We start from the raw sequence: 15,446 nt of genomic DNA on the forward strand, positions 1-15,446 counted from the left end.
GATGGTCCACCGGCCGGAGGGGACGTGGCGGGATGTGTGTCCGCAGCATACGAGGACGCCAGTTGTCGGTCACCGGGCGGCAACCGCGCTTTACGTCACCGGCTGCGGACGCACATCCCGCCACGGCCCCGCACCCAGAAGACGAACCGGCACCCACCCAGGGGGCGCGGGGAACTGCGCGACCAGCCACAACACACCCGCAGCCGACAACGAAGACGAACCCGTACCTACTCCCCCCGCCACCACCCCCGCAGCCGCGCCCACACCCCCGCAGGCCGACCGACCTCGGCGACCGCCGTCTCCGGCGGCCCGGCGAACGCGGGCAGTGCGGGCCGCCGCACACCCTCCCGCCCAACGACCGTCTCCCGACTGACCGGCGCCACAGGAAACCGCACCGGCAGGGAAGCCAACGCCCGGTGGAACGGCCCCGGCCGCCACTCCAGTTCACCCACCGGCACCGCAAGCTCCACATCGGGCAACCGGTCGAGCAGCTTCTCGACCGCCACGGCGGCGATCAACCGCGCCGGGCTCTGTGCCGGACAGTTGTGCGGACCCGCGCTCCACGCCAAGTGGGCGCGATTCCCCGCCCGCTGATCATTCGTCAGCGCCGGATCCGTGTTCGCGGCGGCGAGGCTGATGACGACCGGATCACCGGCACGCAACAGCGTCCCCTCGTACACGACGTCCCGAACCGGATAGTGCACCGCGTAGTTGGCCATCGGCGGATCGGTCCACAGGACCTCGTCGAGCGCGTCCTCCACCGGCAGGCTGCCCCCGCCCAGGCTGCCCGCGAACCGGTCGTCGGACAGCAGCAGCCGCAGCCCGTTGGAGATCAGGTTCTGCTGGGGCTCGGTGCCCGCGCCCATGAGGACGACGAGCTCGTGGATCATCTCCTCGTCGGTGAGGGCGGCCGGGTGGGCCATCATCCAGGACGTCATGTCCTGCCCCGGCCGCGCCCGCTTGAGCGCGATGAGGTCGAGCAGGGTCACGGTGAGCAGCTCGTTGGCCTTCTCCGCGTCCACGCCGTCGAAGATCCCGGACATGCCCTCGACCAGCCGCTCACCGAGGTCGGGCGGGCACCCGAAGAGCCGGTTGAAGACGAGCAGCGGCAGGACCTGCGCGTACTCCCCCAGCAAGTCGGCCTCGCCGCGCGGCGCGATCAGGTCGATCAGCGTGTCGGCGCTGCGCTCGACGTACCCGCGCAGGGTGTTGGGCTCGACGCGCGCCAGGCTGTCGGTGATGGCGCCGCGGAGCCTGCGGTGCTCCTCGCCGTCGGTGAACAGCGCGTTCGGCCGGTACATCATCATCGGCACGACCGGGCTGTCCGGCGCGACGGTGCCGTCGGCCAGGTCGCGCCAGCGGCGGGGGTCCTTGGAGAACGTCTCCGGGCTGCGCAGGACGTGCAGCGCGGCCTCGTACCCGGTGACGAGGGTGGCGCGCACGCCGGGCGCGAGTTCGACGGGCGCGGTGTTGCCGTGCGCGCGCAGCTTGCCGTACGTGGCGGCCGGGTCGGCGGCGAACTCGGGGCCGTACATGGGGTGGTGGAAGGGGCAGCCCTCTGGTGGCGCGGAGACGGGGCCGGGGGCTTCGGGGGAGGTCACGCGTGCTCCAGTTCACTGTCGCCGGCACTGCCGGCACTGTCGTCGGCGCTGTGGGCATTGCGGGTGAGGAGGTACTCGACGAGGGCGATCAGCGCGTGCGTGGAGGAGATCCGGTCGCGGGCGTCGCACCGTACGAGGGGTGTCTCGGGGAGCAGGTCGAGGGCCTCGCGGACCTCCTCCAGGTCGTGCTCGGCACAGGCGTCGTCGAAGTCGTTGAGGGCGACGGCGTACGGCAGGCCCAGTTCCTCCAGTACGCCCATGACGTCGAAGGACTGGCCGAGGCGGCGTGTGTCGGCGAGGACGAGCGCGCCGAGCGCGCCGCGGGTCATGTCCTGCCACAGCTCGGTGAAGCGCTGCTGCCCGGGGGTGCCGAAGAGGTACAGCACGAGGGAGTCGTTGAGGGTGAGGCGGCCGAAGTCGAGGGCGACGGTGGTGGTCGTCTTGTCCTTCGTGCCCGCGAGGTCGTCGACGAGGGCACCGGCCTGGGTCATGACCTCCTCCGTGCGCAGCGGCCGGATCTCGGACAGCGCGCCGACGAAGGTGGTCTTGCCGACCGCGAAGTGCCCCACGATCAGGACCTTGACGGCGGTCTGCACACCGCTCGGCAGATAGACGCCCGCGGCGGGGCGGTCTTCAGAGGCGGGCGCGGAGCCCATCGAGGACCTCCTGGAGGATGCGGGTCTCGGACGGCCGGGCGGACGGGATGGGGGAGCGGGTGACGACGTGGCCGCTGTCCATGAGGTCGGCGATCAGCACCTTGGTGACGCTGACCGGCAGCGCCAGATGTCCGGCCACCTCGGCGACCGACAGCGCGCCGGGCCGGCACAGCTCCATCAACGCCCGCTTCTCCGGGCTCAGTCCGGTCAGTGGCAGGTCGTCGGCGGCGATCAGCAGGGTGACCAGGTCCAGGGTGTTGCGGGTCGGGTGGGAGCGGCCGTCCGTCACGACGTACGGCCGCACCAGCTTCCCTCCGGGACGCCTGGGCGGTGTCATGCCGGGCTGCCGGCGTCCCGACGCGCCGGGCTGGTCAGTTCCTTGCCGAGCCGGTCGACGAGCTTGTGCATGCGGTACGTGACGGCCTCCATGTCCACGTGCTCGGTGGTGGACACCGCGAGGTAGGCGCCCTCGCCGGCGGCCACGAGGAAGACGTAGCCGTGCGCGAACTCGATCAGGGTCTGCCGCCAGGGGGTGTGCGGGCTGCCGCAGAACTCGGCGGTGCTGCGGCTGATCGACTGGACGCCGGAGAGCCCCGCGGCGAGCCGTTCGGCGTCGTCCCTGCCGATGTCCGCGGAGTGGGCGCGGAGCATGCCGTCGGCCGAGAGCAGGATCGCGTGGCGCGCCTCGGGGACCTTCAGGACCTCATCGAGCATCCAGCCCAACTCGTTGTTCGTAGTGGGCTCGATCATCCTTGGATGTTCCCTTCGTCTTCGTGGGAGGTGGTGTCCTGGGCGGCACGGCCGTGCAGCGTGCCGCGGGCGAACGCGCCCATGCGACGGGCGGTCTCCTCGGCCGAGCGCTCGCCGGGATCGTCCAGGGGCGCGGGCGGCTCCTGCGCTCCGGCGGCGGGCTCCGCCTGCGCCTGGGCCCGCCTGCGCCGCTTGGGCAGTCCACCGGCCGTGGTCGCCGTGGCGGCCGTGGCCGCCGGCTCGTCGGCGGAGGAGGCGGAGGACGGCGCGAGCGCCGCTTCGGACGTACCGCCGGATTCGCGCGTACGGGCGGACGCGGGCGCGGTCTCGGACGTACCGGCGGACGCGGGCGTACGACCGTGCTCGGTGGTACGAGCGGACTCCGTCGTACGGGCCGACGCGGCCGGCGTACGGGAGGAGGCGCGGGCGGGCGGTGCGGTCACGGGCGGCAGCTCCTCCGCAGTGTCCCGGTGCGTGAGCAGGGCGGACGGCACGAACACGACGGCACGGACGCCTCCGTACGGGGAGCGGGTGTCGGCGGAGACGCTGAACCCGTAGCGCGCGGCGAGCACGCCGATGACCGCGAAGCCGAACTGAGGCGGGTCGTCGAGCCGGGTGACGTCCACCGCGTGCCGGCCGGACAGCAGGGCGGCGGCCCGCTCGGTCGCGTGGGCGTCCATGCCGACACCGGCGTCGTCGATGATCACGCAGGCGCCGTTGTGCACGGACTGGACGTTGACCTCGACCTTGGTGTTGGGCTGCGAGTGGCGGGCCGCGTTGTCGAGCAGCTCGGCGATGGTGAGCACGACCGGCTCGACGGCCCGGCTCTCGACGGCGATGTCGGCCTGGCCGTGGATCTGTACGCGCCGGTAGTCACGGATGCGGGAGGTGGCACCGCGGACGACCTCGATCAGCGCGGAGGTGGAGCGCTGGCGGCCCGGCCAGGATCCGCACAGTACGGCGATGGCCTGGGCTCGGCGGCCGAACTGGGCGTTGGCGTGGTCGATCTCCAGCAGGTCGCGCAGCACGTCGGGGCGGTCGTGGCGGTCCTGCATGTCGGAGATGGCGACCTGCTGCTCGTTGGCCAGCGCCTGGATCGAGCGCATCGACGACTTCAGGGCGGCCTTCGCGGACTGGTCTGCGCGGGCCTGGGCGTGCTCCACGGCGGTGGCGAACCGCTCCAGGACGTGGTCGAGGGACTTCGCGAAGCCGCTGCCGGAGAGTCTCGAGTCGAGCAGGCCCACGCCGGCGAGCGGCTGCTGGGGGCCGTGGTCCTCCAGCGCGGGGAGCCGTACGGCGGCCAGGTGCCGGACCTCGTCCTCGCGGGTGCGCACGTCCTCGGCCAGCTCGGTGATGCGTCGGCGCAGCCGCGCGGTGATCCCGCGCTGGCGCACCAGCAGCACGGTGACGGCGAGCAGGCCGACGGCCACGCACCAGAACACCGCCTCCGGTATCTGTTCCTTCATGAAGTCCTCGAAGTTCTCAAAGGCGGGGAGGGTGGTGATTGAGGGGTGGGTGTGGTGAGTGCGGTGGGAGCAAGGGATGGGGGGCGTGGGGAGGTGGGGGACGCGGCGCCCGACGATAGTCGCGAGCGGGCGCGCGCGCTTTTCCGCGCGCGCAAGGAAGTTGCCGTGAGGCGCACTGTCGGGCGCGTCTTCGGGCGCGGGGCGCGCGGTGGGCTCAGAGCGCCGGTTGGCGTGCGTGCGTCGTGCGTGCGCGCGTCTGTCGTGCGGGTGCCGTCGGCCACTCGTTTGTCGCGCTCCGACTACGTAAACGGAATGTGTGCACTACGCTTACGAGCCGTAACTGCCGTGGCCAGAACTCCAGTTGATCAGGCATGTCGGCCGCGGCCGGGCACACTCTGGGCGGAGGAAGCGCATTGCCCGCGGGAACCTACATCGTGGAGTCGCAGACGACCGGTGAGGTGGATCCGCGTGAGCGGACCGACTTCTGGAGCGAGCATGTCGGGTCGTACCAGACCCGGATGGACTTCAGATACGCGAGCCCCGAGACGTTCCGCGGCGAGATGATCCGGCAGGGCACCGACACGTACCAGATCGTCGACTGGAGCTGCGACAAGATCGAGTACGTCCGTACGCCGCGGCTTGTGCGGCAGGAGCCTGATCCCGACTACCGGTTCCTGCTTCCGCTCTCCGGGGAGCTGGTGCTGCGGCAGGACGACCAGGAGGCGCGGCTCACTCCGGGTGCGGGGAGTCTGATGACGCTGGGGGCGCCGTTCCAGTTGCTGCACGACGCGTCGTTGCGGGGGATCATCTTCTCGATACCGGCCCGTGAGATCGACGGGCCGCTGAACCGGAAGTCGCCGTTGGCGACCCGTATCGATCTGACGACCGGGCTGGGGCGGGTCGTCGGCTCCATGTTCGAGGGTCTGTCCGGAGAACGGGACAGTCTGACGACGACCGAGTTCAACGCCGTGTCCGACCGGATCGTCGAGCTGCTGTGCATGATCACTGTCGGGGACGACCGGCCCGACTCGTCCGGGCATCTGACGGAGGTCGAGGCGGTGGTACGCCGTCATGTGCGGGAGCATGCGGCGGATCCCGGGCTCACCGGGACGTCGATGGCGCGGGCGCTCGGGTGGTCGTTGCGGCAGATTCAGCTGGCGTTGCAGCGGGTGGGGACCACGCCGAGGGAGCTGATCCGTGAGGAGCGGTTGCGGCTTGTGCGGGATCGGCTGCAGTGCGGGGAGTGTGAGCACATGACGATCACCGACCTGGCGTATGCGTCGGGGTTCTCGTCGGCGAGTGCGTTGAGTACGGCGTTCAGGCAGCGGTTCGGGGTCAGTCCGCGGGAGATGCGGTACGGGGTGCGCTGAGGGGTTTGTGTTCGTGTTCGGCTGCGGGTGTGTTTGTGGCTGGTCGCGCAGTTCCCCGCGCCCCTTGGGTGGGTGGGGGGTTCGGCTCGTCCGTCTGGTGCGGGGCCGTGGCGGGATGTGCGTCCGCAGCCGGTGACGTAAAGCGCGGTTGCCGCCCGGTGACCGACAACTGGCGTCCTCGTAAGCTGCGGCCACACATCCCGCCACGTCCCCTCCGACCGGTGGACCATCCGGCCCCCGCCAGAGGGGGGCGCCCCTTCAGGGGCGCGAGGAACGGCGCGAGCAACCGACGCATACCTGCACGTGACGGCGGCGGGTACCGCCCCTTTTGAGGGGCGCGGGGAACGGCGCGAGCAACCCAGGACGGCCGGCACGTGGTGAACCGGCCTCGACCAGCGGCTTTTAGGGGCGCGGGGAACTGCGCGAGCAACCACGACGGTCCGCGGTCGACGAAGCACCTCGACCCCCACCCGCCCCCAGGGGCGCGGGGAACTGCGCACACCAGCCTCAGAGGGCCCGCACCGATGTCACCGTCAACCCCCGGAGGGCCCCCGTGAGTGTCAGGCCGAGGCTCGCTTCCTGGGGGGCGACTTCTTGGCCGGGGTCTTCTTCGCGGCTGTCTTCTTCGTGGAGTCGGCTGTCGTCTTCTTTGTTGCCGCTGTCTTCTTGGCGGCCGCCTTCTTCGCTGTCGGCTTCTTGCCCGAGGCCGGCTTGGGGGAGGACTTGCGGGCGGGACCCTTGCGGAGGGGCTTCACGTCGGCGTCGGAGTCGGCGGCCTCCTCGCCTCGGGCGGCCTTGGCCTCGCGGACGCTGTTCTCCAGCGCGGCCATGAGGTCGATGACCTTCCCGCCGCCCTTCTCCGCGGAGGGAGCGGCGGGCACCTTCTCGCCGGAGGCCTTGGCCGCGATGAGTTCCTCGACGGCCTCGCGATAGTCGTCGTGGAGATCGTTGAGGTCGACCTCCCCGAGGGTGTCCATCAGCGCGTCCGCGAGATCGAGTTCCTTGTCCCGGACGGTGACACTGGAGTCGGGGGCGACACTCTCGGGCGTACGGATCTCGTCCGGCCAGAGAAGCCCGTGCATCGCGATGACGTCGTCGACGACCCGCAGCATCCCGAGCCGCTCACGCCCCCGCAGGGCGAACTTCGCGATGGCGACCTTCTGGCTGCGCTTCAGCGCTTCCCGCAGCAACGTGTACGGCTTCGCCGCCGGCACCCCGTTCGCCGCCAGGTAGTACGCCGTGTCCATCTGGAGCGGATCGATCCGGTCGGCCGGCACGAAGGCCACGATCTCGATCGTCCTGGCGGTCGGGATGGGCAGGGACGCCAGGTCCTCGTCCGTGATCGGGATGATCGACCCGTCCGCGTCCTCGTACCCCTTGCCGATCTCCGGCGCCGACACCTCGCGCTCCTCCAGCTCGCACACCTTGCGGTAGCGAATGCGGCCGCCGTCCTCCAGATGGATCTGACGGAAGGAGATCGAGTGGCTCTCGGTGGCGTTCACGAGCTTGATCGGGATGCTGACCAGGCCGAAGGAGATGGCGCCGTTCCATATGGATCGCACGTTCAGCACCTTTCCGATCGGTTGAGGATGAGATTTGACGTTTCAGGGCGAAATCATGCGATTGTCATCCTATGACGCCGATCACGGAGGTGGAGGGGCGACGGCTTGCGCTGAGCAATCTGGAGAAGGTCCTCCATCCGGCGACCGGCTTCACCAAGGGCGAGCTGCTGCACTACTACGCGACGACCGCCGAGGTTCTGCTGCCCCACCTGCGCGACCGGCCGCTGTCCTTCCTGCGCTATCCCGACGGGCCCGACGGCCAGGTCTTCTTCGCCAAGAACGTGCCGCCCGGTACGCCCGAGTGGGTCACCACCGCCGAGGTGCCGCGGTCGGAGGGACCGGCCCGTATGGTCCTGGTCCAGGACCTCGCGAGCCTCGTGTGGGCGGCGAACCTCGTGACCGAGTTCCACACCCCCCAGTGGCTGATCGCCGCGCCGGGCGAGGCCGACCGGCTCGTCTTCGACCTCGACCCGGGGGCGCCCGCGACCGTCGTCGAGTGCTGCGAGGTCGCGCTGTGGCTGCGGGAGCGGCTCGCGGCGGACGGGATCGAGGCCTACGCCAAGACGTCGGGGTCGAAGGGGCTGCACCTGCTGGCGGCGCTGCGGCCGACACCCTCCGGCCGGACGACGGAGTACGCAAAGGAGCTCGCGATGGAGGCGGAGAAGGCGCTGCCGCGGCTCGTCGTGCACCGGATGACGCGCAGCCTGCGGCCCGGCAAGGTCTTCGTCGACTGGAGCCAGAACGCGGCGCGGAAGACGACGGCGACCCCCTACACCCTGCGGGCCCGTGCGGAGCCGACGGTGTCGGCGCCGGTGACGTGGGCCGAGGTCGAGGAGTGCCGGTCCGCCCGCGGGCTCACCTTCGTGGCCCCGGACATCGCTCCGCGGCTGCGGGACCACGGCGACCTGCTGGCCCCGCTGCTCGATCCGGAGTCCGCCGGCCCACTGCCCTGAGCACGGCGGGCCGGGGGCGGGGCTCACACCGAAGACGAGGGGGGACCTCACAACAAAGGAGCACCATGCAAGCACCACCGCCCTCTCGTACCGTCCGCCGCTCACTCGTCGTCGGGCTGACGGCTCTCGCCCTCGGCGCCCTGCCCTGGGCACCCACGGCCTCCACGGCCTCCACGGACCGGGCCCCGACGCGGGCCCCGGGCGCCGAGGTGATCACCGACTGGAGCGAGACCGCCGCTGCCGTGGTCAGCGTGGACGCCGGGCGCCCGACGGCCGAACCGTTCCTCTGGTACGGGTTCGTCTCAGCCGCCGTCTACAACGCGGTCGTGGGCATCGAAGGCCGCTACACCCCGTACAAGTGGCATGTGCGCGGTCCTCGCGGCGCCTCCTCCGAGGCGGCCGCGGCGGCTGCCGCCCGCCGGGTCCTGCTGACGTACTTCCCCGCCTCGAAGGCCCGGATCGACACCGCCTACACCGCATCGCTCGCAAGGGTCCCCGACGGAAAGGCCGAGGACCGGGGCGTCCGCTTCGGGGAGCGCGCCGCCGCACGGATCGTCGAGCTGCGTGAGAACGACGGGCGCGACACCCCGGTGACGTACGACAAGGAGCCCGCCCCCGGCGTCTGGCGCCCGACCCCGCCCGGCTTCAGGCCCTTCGCCAACCCGTGGCTCGGGAAGCTGCGGCCGATGCTCTTCGACTCGCCGGACCGGTTCATGCCCGGCCCGCCGCCCGCGCTGACGTCGAAGAGGTACGCCCGGGACTTCGCCGAGGTGAAGTCGATGGGCGCGAAGAACAGCCCCGGACGGACGGCCCGGCAGACGGAGACCGCGCGCTTCTTCTCCGACCCACTGCCGCAGCAGCTCCAGGCCGCCTACCGCGACCACACGGCACGGCACGGCCTGGACATCGTCGAGGCGGCCCGGTTGTTCGCCGCCGCCAACACGGCCAGTGCCGACGCGACGATCACCACATGGAACTCCAAGTTCACCCACGCCCTGTGGCGTCCGATCAGCGCGATCCGGCTGGCCGACACCGACGGCAACCCCGCCACCGAGGCCGACCCGTCCTGGGAGCCGCTGCTCACCACACCCCCGTATCCGGAGTACATCGGCGGCCACTGCGCCAACGACGGGGCCGTCATGGCCGTACTGGACCGGCTGACCGGCGGTGACATCGACCTCCGCGTCTCGTCGGCGGTGACGGGCACCACCCGTACGTACACGAGGTCCGCCGACTACAACCGTGATGTGATCAACGCCCGGATCTGGAGCGGGATCCACTTCCGCACCGCCGACGTCGTCGGCAACCGGATCGGCCGGCACATCGGCAACTGGGCACTCGACCACTACTTCGCGCCGCTGCCCTGATCACGTGATGCGAGCCGCCGCGCCGAACGCGTGCCTCGATTCGCCTCGTCCGTCGCGCACGTCGATGCGCCGCACCGGTCGCGGGGCCCTCACACCCGCGTCCACGTGTGCCGGTCGCGGGCCATCGCGTGCAGTGCCTCGACGTCCGCCGGCTTGAGGGTTCCGCCGAGGCGGGTCAGCGTCGGGAGGTCCGTGTCGGTGAGCACACGGGCCTCCCGCAGGGGGGCGGTGATGTCGAGGGAGGACGGGGCGAAGACGGCCAGGACCGGGCGGACCTCCGCGGTCAGGGCGTACGAGGCGCGATCGGCGTCGGCTCGTACGGCGCGGAGCAGTGGGCGCGGCTCGCGGCGGCCCACCGTGACCATCGGATCGGCCACCAGGACCCGCTGTTTGCGGGCGTAGAGGGCGCGGACGGCGAAGAGGCCGCCGGGGCCGACGACGAGATGGTGGATGCGGTCGCCGCCCGGGAGCGGGACCGAGTGCAGGGTGTGCCAGCCCGCCCCGTCCAGGCGGTCCAGGGCCTCCCCCACCGCCTGCTCCGCCGCGAGCGCGCGCCTTCGTGGATCGGGGCGCATGCGGCGCGGGGCGGCCGGTTCGCGGTCGAGGGCGATCTGGAGCGCCTCTCCGGGCCGGTTCGGCGCGAGGTCGTCGTCGGGGTGGAGGGACAGCCGCGCCAGCTCCACGGGCGTGGGCACCGGTGGCGGACCCACCGTCACCGCGCCGGTCAGGAACGGCCCGAGCACGTCGAGCACGTCCTCGCGCCGCTCCTCGCTGAGCAGGTTGACCCTGGCCGCCTCCCTGTCGTACCAGGCGACGTTCCTGCCGTCCGTGAGACAGACGTAAAGCCGCTCCTGGCCGTGGCGCCAGGTCGGTATGACGCGCAGTCCGCTCATGCACCATCACCCCACGACCATGGGAACAGGCGGGGTGCTCCAGGGGCAAGAACCCGGTTACCTTTGGGACCAGTGGAGGGGGAGGCGCCGTTGCCGGATCGCGGGAAGCAATCCAATGCGCCGGCCCCGGACAGCCCGTGGAGCGAGATCGTGCCAGGCCTCTGGATGGGCGGGCACGAGTACACGGGCCGGTCGGGACAACCGGAGTTCGCCGTCGTACGAGACGAGTTCGACCTGGTACTGACCCTGCTGCGACTACCCGGCCACGGCCCCGACCCGGGCGTGGAACACCATGTGTGGCCGATTCCCGACGGACCACTGGACGGCACCCAACTGGCCGGTGTGATGCGGCTCGCACGGACCGCGGACGAGGCGCGGGACGCCGGCCGACGCGTCCTGGTGCGCTGCTACCACGGCTACAACCGCTCGGGGCTGGTCGTCGCCCACGCCCTGATCCGCGCGGGCGGCACCGCCGAGGACACCATCCGTCTGATCCGCTCGCGCCGCTCCCCGTGGGCGCTGCACAACGAGTTGTTCGTGGAGTACCTGCACACCGGGCTCGACACGGTCCGGTTCCTCGAAGAGCTCGCCGAGTAGCTTGTTCCGTCCGGCGAACAAAAAGGACTTCCGTACGAATAGGGTGTACGGGCGGCGGCAGTCGGCCACGGCCGGTGACCGCGGCACCATCCCGGTCCACGCCGATCTCGCACCGGGCGAGCGGCCCTGACGCAGGAGCGCAGTGATCCACAACCGCCCCGCGGGCTCCCGCCGCCTCGCGCGCGCGGCGCTCGCGCTGCCCGTCGCCGCCCTGCTCCTCGCAGGGTGCGGCGATCCGGGCGATCTGCGCGGGTCGGGCCCGACGTCCACCGCCGTGGGCCCGACCCTGCTGTGGCCGGAGGTCCCGCCCGCCGCCTCGCCCGCCCTCGACTACGGCGAGGCGGACACCGAGACGGTCCAGGGCGTCACCGCGCCGGGCGACGACATCCGCGAGGTCGACCCGGTCACCGTCTTCCGCGCGGAGATCGCCCGCCATCCGGACCTCTACACCGACGACGGAGCCTCCTACGCGGAGACCGCCAAGCGGACGAAGGAGTGCGGCAAGAAGGGCGAACGTGGCCGGAAGTGCCCGGTCCTGCGCCCGTACTACCGCGACATCACCGGCGACGGCCGGGACGACATGGTGCTCGGCGTGCGGATGCCCGAGAACCAGCTGGGCGTACGCGCGTACACCTTCATCGGCCACCGGCTGGTCGAGGTCATGGCCACGACGGACAGCACGCTCAGCGTCCAGGTCGCGGACCATGACGTGATCATCCGTTCGCCGTCCACGCTGGCGGGCTACGAGTACCGCACGGTGTGGTCCTGGGACCGCCGCCAGAAGGCGATGCTCGCGGCGAAGGACGAGATCCTGCGGGTGGGGGCGACCGCCACGCCCGGCGGCCCCACCCCGACGCGTTCCCCGGCCGCGGACTCCCGGTGAGGAGCCCGCGGCCGGCCGGGCCGCCCACCTGGATGCGGCGCCTGCGCCACTGGACCGCCACCCTCACCTGGAAGGCCGCCGCCTTCATCACCGTGATGTGCTGCGGCCTGGCCGCGCTCCTCGGCACCCTCGTGCACGTCTCGGTGACCAACCAGACCGTCGGCGAGGCCCGCGACCGCGCGCTCGACCGGCTCACCGAGGCGACGGAGGCGTTCGAGGCGGGCGACCGGCTGCCGCCCGGCGCGGGCGTCGACCTGGCGGGCCTGCCCGTCGAACTGCGTACGCTCGCCGAGGCCGGGGACCGCGGCACGATGGTCGGCGGCGACGACCCGCACCCCACGATGTGGGCGGCCGGCCCTGCGAGCGGCGGGCGCGCGCTGGCCGTGCGGGTCGACTACTCGCAGGGCGTCCGTACGATCGACGGCCTCGACCGGGCGATCCTCGGCTCCTCGGCGCTGGCGATCGGCGTGACGCTGCTCGGGGGCGCGTTCGCGGTGACGCGCGTGACGCGGCGGCTGCACGGGACGGCCCAGGTGGCGCGGCGGATCAGCGCGGGTGATCTGGACGCGCGGGTGAACGATCCGCGGGCCGAGGACCCGACGCGCCCCCAGGACGAGGTGGCCGCGGTCGCGGGCGCGCTGGACACGATGGCGTCCTCGCTGCAGGGCAAGCTGCTGAGCGAGCAGCGCTTCACCGCGGACGTCGCCCACGAGCTGCGGACCCCGCTGACGGGGCTGCACGCGGCGGCCGAGCTGCTGCCGCCCGGCCGCCCGACCGAACTGGTCCGCGACCGGGTCGCCGCGCTGCGCACGCTCACCGAGGACCTGTTGGAGATCTCCCGGCTCGACGCGCGCAGCGAGCGGCTGGACGTGGACGCGGTGCGGCTCGCGGAAGTGGCCGAGCGGGTGGTCCGGGCGTCCGGCACGGAGACGGAGGTCCTGGTCGTACGGGACGTGGTCGTGGAGACCGACCGGCGGCGTCTGGAGCGGGTGTTGGGCAATCTCGTGGCCAACGCGCACAAGCACGGGCGGGCGCCCGTGTCGCTGACGGTGGACGGGCCCGTCGTCACCGTGCGGGACCACGGTGACGGCTTTCCGGCGTATCTCGTCGAGCACGGGCCGCAGCGGTTCCGGACGGAGGGGGGCTCCAAGGGGCACGGGCTGGGTCTGACCATCGCGCTGGGGCAGGCGGGGGTGTTGGGGGCGCGGCTCGGGTTCGCGAACTCCGTGGACGGTGGGGCTGTCGCGTCGCTGACGCTCCGCTGAGCCCCGGGGGACGGGGGCGACAGAGCTCGGGGATGCGGATGGTGTTGGCCGCTGCGGGTGCATCGTGGCTGGTCACGCCGTTCCCCGTGCCTCTTTGGGGCGCCTTGCTGAGCGGTTGCTTGTCTCTGATGGCTCAGTGTGACGGGCGCGTCGCACGGGGCGCTCATAATGTGGCGATTAGTCAGCTCTGCCCCCTTCTGGAGGAGCCAGCAATGTCACTGCGTACCGCTCTCACCCGCATCGGCATAGCCGCCGCCGGCGGCGCCCTCGTCGTCGGAGCCGCGAGCCCCGCTCTCGCGAACGACGACTGGGGCCACCACAACAACGGCAGTCACCACAAGCTCTACAAGGGCGTCGTCACCGCGCCCGGCGGACTGAACCTCCGCGACAGGCCGACCCGCGGCAGCGCCATCGTCGGCTTCGTGGGCCACGGCCAGAAGGTCTCCATCTTCTGCAAGACGAGCGGCGAGAACGTCAAGGGCAACCACCTCTGGTACCTCCTCGCGGACGGCACCTGGGCCTGGGCGACGGCCCGCTTCATCGACAACATCGGTCCGGCGCCCCGCTGGTGCTGAACACCCCGCGCCCCTGAGGGGGCGGCAGAGGTCCACCCAAGAAGCCCGTTTGACCCTCTATAGCGGGACATGGACTGTTTCGCTTGCTACGTTCCGGACATGCTCTCGCCCGGAACGACAGCGCAGGCGGACCCGCCGGCTCCCGTCGTCCCCCTCCCCCGGCGCCGTGGCATCGAGTTCACCCTCATCGTCGTGGCCGTCCTGCTCTCCGTGTACGGCTACTGCGACGTGGGCATCGCCCGGACCGGATCGGTCCCGCCCGGCGCCGTCGGCTACGGCGCCGGGCTCGGTGTACTCGCGCTCCTCGCGCATCTCGCGGTGCGTCTGCGGGCCCCGTACGCCGATCCGCTGCTGCTGCCGATCGGCGTCCTGCTCAACGGACTGGGCCTGGTGCTCATCTACCGGCTCGACCTGGAGACCCCGGACGACCCGGCGGCCCCGACACAGCTCGTCTGGTCGACGCTGGGCATGGGCCTGTTCATCGCGGTCGTGGTGCTGCTGCGCGACCACCGCGTGCTCCAGCGCTACACGTACGTGTCCGTCGTCAGCGCGCTCGTCCTGCTCGTCCTGCCGATCTTCTTCCCCTCCGTGAACGGCGCCCGTATCTGGGTCAGGGTCGCCGGATTCTCCATCCAGCCGGGCGAGTTCGCGAAGGTCCTGCTCGCGGTGTTCTTCGCCGGCTACCTCGCGGCGAACCGCAACGCCCTCGCGTACACCGGCCGTCGCGTCTGGCGGCTCCAACTGCCCACCGGACGTGTCCTCGGCCCGATCCTCGCGATCTGGCTGCTGAGCGTCGGGGTACTGGTCCTCGAACGTGACCTCGGCACCTCGCTGCTCTTCTTCGGCCTGTTCGTGATCCTGCTGTACGTCGCCACGGGCCGCACCGGCTGGATCGCGGTGGGCCTGCTGCTCGCGGCGTGCGGGGCCGTCGCCGTCGGCTGGCTCGAACCGCATGTGCACAGCAGGGTCGAGGACTGGCTGCACCCGTTCGCGTCGATCGAGGCGGGCCGGGGTCCCAACCAACTCGCCCAGTCGCTCTTCTCGTTCGCCGCCGGCGGGATGCTGGGCACGGGACTCGGCCTCGGCCACTCCGTCCTCATCGGCTTCGCCGCCAAGTCGGACTTCGTCCTGGCCACTGCGGGCGAGGAGCTGGGCCTGGCCGGCCTCTCCGCGATCTTCCTGCTGTACGGGCTGCTGGTCGAGCGCGGCTACCGGGCGGGCCTCGCCCTGCGCGACCCCTTCGGCCGGCTGCTCGCGGTCGGGCTCGCCTCGATCGTGGCCCTCCAGGTCTTCGTGATCGCGGGTGGCGTGACCGGGCTGATCCCCCTGACCGGTATGGCGATGCCCTTCCTGGCGCAGGGCGGTTCGTCGGTCGTCACCAACTGGATCATCGTGGCCCTCCTGATGCGCCTCAGCGACTCGGCACGCGGCCGGCCCGGGACGGCACAGGCCGAGGGAATCGAGGGAATCGAGGGAATCAAAGGAGGAGCCACGCCATGACCGGGAAC

The 15,446-nt window shown here is 71.6% G+C and carries 15 protein-coding genes; 8 read left to right on the plus strand and 7 right to left on the minus strand.

Going from position 1 to position 15,446, the window contains the following annotated elements; translation table 11 throughout:
- Positions 1-227: 227 nt before the first annotated feature.
- The 5 genes from OG718_RS19845 to OG718_RS19865 all read right to left on the minus strand — a co-directional run bounded on the left by OG718_RS19845 (position 228) and on the right by OG718_RS19865 (position 4,473).
- Complete coding sequence (locus tag OG718_RS19845; protein ID WP_328847794.1) at positions 228-1,535, minus strand: cytochrome P450; 1,308 nt, start codon at positions 1,533-1,535, stop codon at positions 228-230.
- A gap of 62 nt (positions 1,536-1,597) precedes the next feature.
- Entirely contained in the window at positions 1,598-2,257 is a 660-nt protein-coding gene (locus OG718_RS19850; RefSeq protein ID WP_143636267.1) for a GTP-binding protein, read from the minus strand.
- On the minus strand, positions 2,235-2,594 hold the full coding sequence (locus OG718_RS19855; RefSeq protein ID WP_143636269.1) for a DUF742 domain-containing protein: 360 nt from the start codon (positions 2,592-2,594) through the stop codon (positions 2,235-2,237). Before OG718_RS19855 ends, OG718_RS19850 begins: the two co-directional genes overlap by 23 nt.
- Entirely contained in the window at positions 2,591-3,007 is a 417-nt protein-coding gene (locus OG718_RS19860) for a roadblock/LC7 domain-containing protein (protein WP_055616679.1), read from the minus strand. Before OG718_RS19860 ends, OG718_RS19855 begins: the two co-directional genes overlap by 4 nt.
- Positions 3,004-4,473, minus strand: a complete 1,470-nt coding sequence (locus OG718_RS19865; protein ID WP_328844722.1) for an ATP-binding protein — start codon at positions 4,471-4,473, stop codon at positions 3,004-3,006. The genes OG718_RS19860 and OG718_RS19865 overlap by 4 nt, the downstream gene beginning before the upstream one ends.
- Before the next feature lie 413 nt (positions 4,474-4,886).
- On the opposite strand from OG718_RS19865, the gene OG718_RS19870 reads away from it, so the two are divergent.
- Positions 4,887-5,843: a helix-turn-helix domain-containing protein gene (locus tag OG718_RS19870; protein ID WP_260695035.1), complete on the plus strand. Its 957-nt coding sequence runs from the start codon at positions 4,887-4,889 to the stop codon at positions 5,841-5,843.
- Positions 5,844-6,403: 560 nt separating this feature from the next.
- Here OG718_RS19870 and ku read toward each other — a convergent pair.
- Positions 6,404-7,405 (minus strand): non-homologous end joining protein Ku, encoded by a 1,002-nt coding sequence (ku, locus tag OG718_RS19875; protein WP_443055128.1) that lies wholly within the window; start codon positions 7,403-7,405, stop codon positions 6,404-6,406.
- Between the two features lie 71 nt (positions 7,406-7,476).
- Between ku and ligD the strand changes: the two genes are divergently transcribed.
- Positions 7,477-8,358: a non-homologous end-joining DNA ligase gene (gene ligD / locus OG718_RS19880; RefSeq protein ID WP_328844724.1), complete on the plus strand. Its 882-nt coding sequence runs from the start codon at positions 7,477-7,479 to the stop codon at positions 8,356-8,358.
- A gap of 65 nt (positions 8,359-8,423) precedes the next feature.
- On the plus strand, positions 8,424-9,725 hold the full coding sequence (locus OG718_RS19885; RefSeq protein WP_143636275.1) for a vanadium-dependent haloperoxidase: 1,302 nt from the start codon (positions 8,424-8,426) through the stop codon (positions 9,723-9,725).
- A gap of 89 nt (positions 9,726-9,814) precedes the next feature.
- Here OG718_RS19885 and OG718_RS19890 read toward each other — a convergent pair whose 3' ends face one another.
- Positions 9,815-10,618, minus strand: a complete 804-nt coding sequence (locus OG718_RS19890) for a nuclease-related domain-containing protein (RefSeq protein ID WP_143636277.1) — start codon at positions 10,616-10,618, stop codon at positions 9,815-9,817.
- Between the two features lie 90 nt (positions 10,619-10,708).
- Here OG718_RS19890 and OG718_RS19895 point away from each other — a divergent pair, with 90 nt between their 5' ends.
- The 5 genes from OG718_RS19895 to OG718_RS19915 all read left to right on the plus strand — a co-directional run bounded on the left by OG718_RS19895 (position 10,709) and on the right by OG718_RS19915 (position 15,438).
- The gene (locus OG718_RS19895; protein ID WP_186001134.1) at positions 10,709-11,215 is read left to right on the plus strand and encodes a protein-tyrosine phosphatase family protein; all 507 of its coding nucleotides are present in this window, start codon (positions 10,709-10,711) and stop codon (positions 11,213-11,215) included.
- Positions 11,216-11,357: 142 nt separating this feature from the next.
- A complete protein-coding gene (locus OG718_RS19900; RefSeq protein WP_306937974.1) occupies positions 11,358-12,098 on the plus strand; it encodes a hypothetical protein in 741 nt (246 codons plus the stop codon).
- Between the two features lie 32 nt (positions 12,099-12,130).
- Positions 12,131-13,363, plus strand: coding sequence for a sensor histidine kinase (locus tag OG718_RS19905; protein WP_143636853.1), 1,233 nt, complete (start codon positions 12,131-12,133; stop codon positions 13,361-13,363).
- Positions 13,364-13,575: 212 nt separating this feature from the next.
- On the plus strand, positions 13,576-13,938 hold the full coding sequence (locus OG718_RS19910; protein WP_143636280.1) for an SH3 domain-containing protein: 363 nt from the start codon (positions 13,576-13,578) through the stop codon (positions 13,936-13,938).
- A gap of 99 nt (positions 13,939-14,037) precedes the next feature.
- Entirely contained in the window at positions 14,038-15,438 is a 1,401-nt protein-coding gene (locus OG718_RS19915; protein ID WP_328844725.1) for an FtsW/RodA/SpoVE family cell cycle protein, read from the plus strand.
- Positions 15,439-15,446 lie beyond the last annotated feature (8 nt).

This window comes from Streptomyces sp. NBC_00258 (genome assembly GCF_036182465.1).
Classification (GTDB): Bacteria; Actinomycetota; Actinomycetes; order Streptomycetales; family Streptomycetaceae; genus Streptomyces.

Excerpts from the sequence above, each read along its gene's own strand:
- OG718_RS19845 (WP_328847794.1), bottom strand. The coding sequence starts at position 1,535 with ATGTACGGCCCCGAGTTCGCCGCCGACCCGGCCGCCACGTACGGCAAG.
- OG718_RS19850 (WP_143636267.1), bottom strand. The coding sequence starts at position 2,257 with ATGGGCTCCGCGCCCGCCTCTGAAGACCGCCCCGCCGCGGGCGTCTAT.
- OG718_RS19855 (WP_143636269.1), bottom strand. The coding sequence starts at position 2,594 with ATGACACCGCCCAGGCGTCCCGGAGGGAAGCTGGTGCGGCCGTACGTC.
- OG718_RS19860 (WP_055616679.1), bottom strand. The coding sequence starts at position 3,007 with ATGATCGAGCCCACTACGAACAACGAGTTGGGCTGGATGCTCGATGAG.
- OG718_RS19865 (WP_328844722.1), bottom strand. The coding sequence starts at position 4,473 with ATGAAGGAACAGATACCGGAGGCGGTGTTCTGGTGCGTGGCCGTCGGC.
- ligD (WP_328844724.1), top strand. The coding sequence starts at position 7,477 with ATGACGCCGATCACGGAGGTGGAGGGGCGACGGCTTGCGCTGAGCAAT.
- OG718_RS19885 (WP_143636275.1), top strand. The coding sequence starts at position 8,424 with ATGCAAGCACCACCGCCCTCTCGTACCGTCCGCCGCTCACTCGTCGTC.
- OG718_RS19890 (WP_143636277.1), bottom strand. The coding sequence starts at position 10,618 with ATGAGCGGACTGCGCGTCATACCGACCTGGCGCCACGGCCAGGAGCGG.
- OG718_RS19905 (WP_143636853.1), top strand. The coding sequence starts at position 12,131 with ATGCGGCGCCTGCGCCACTGGACCGCCACCCTCACCTGGAAGGCCGCC.
- OG718_RS19910 (WP_143636280.1), top strand. The coding sequence starts at position 13,576 with ATGTCACTGCGTACCGCTCTCACCCGCATCGGCATAGCCGCCGCCGGC.
- OG718_RS19915 (WP_328844725.1), top strand. The coding sequence starts at position 14,038 with ATGCTCTCGCCCGGAACGACAGCGCAGGCGGACCCGCCGGCTCCCGTC.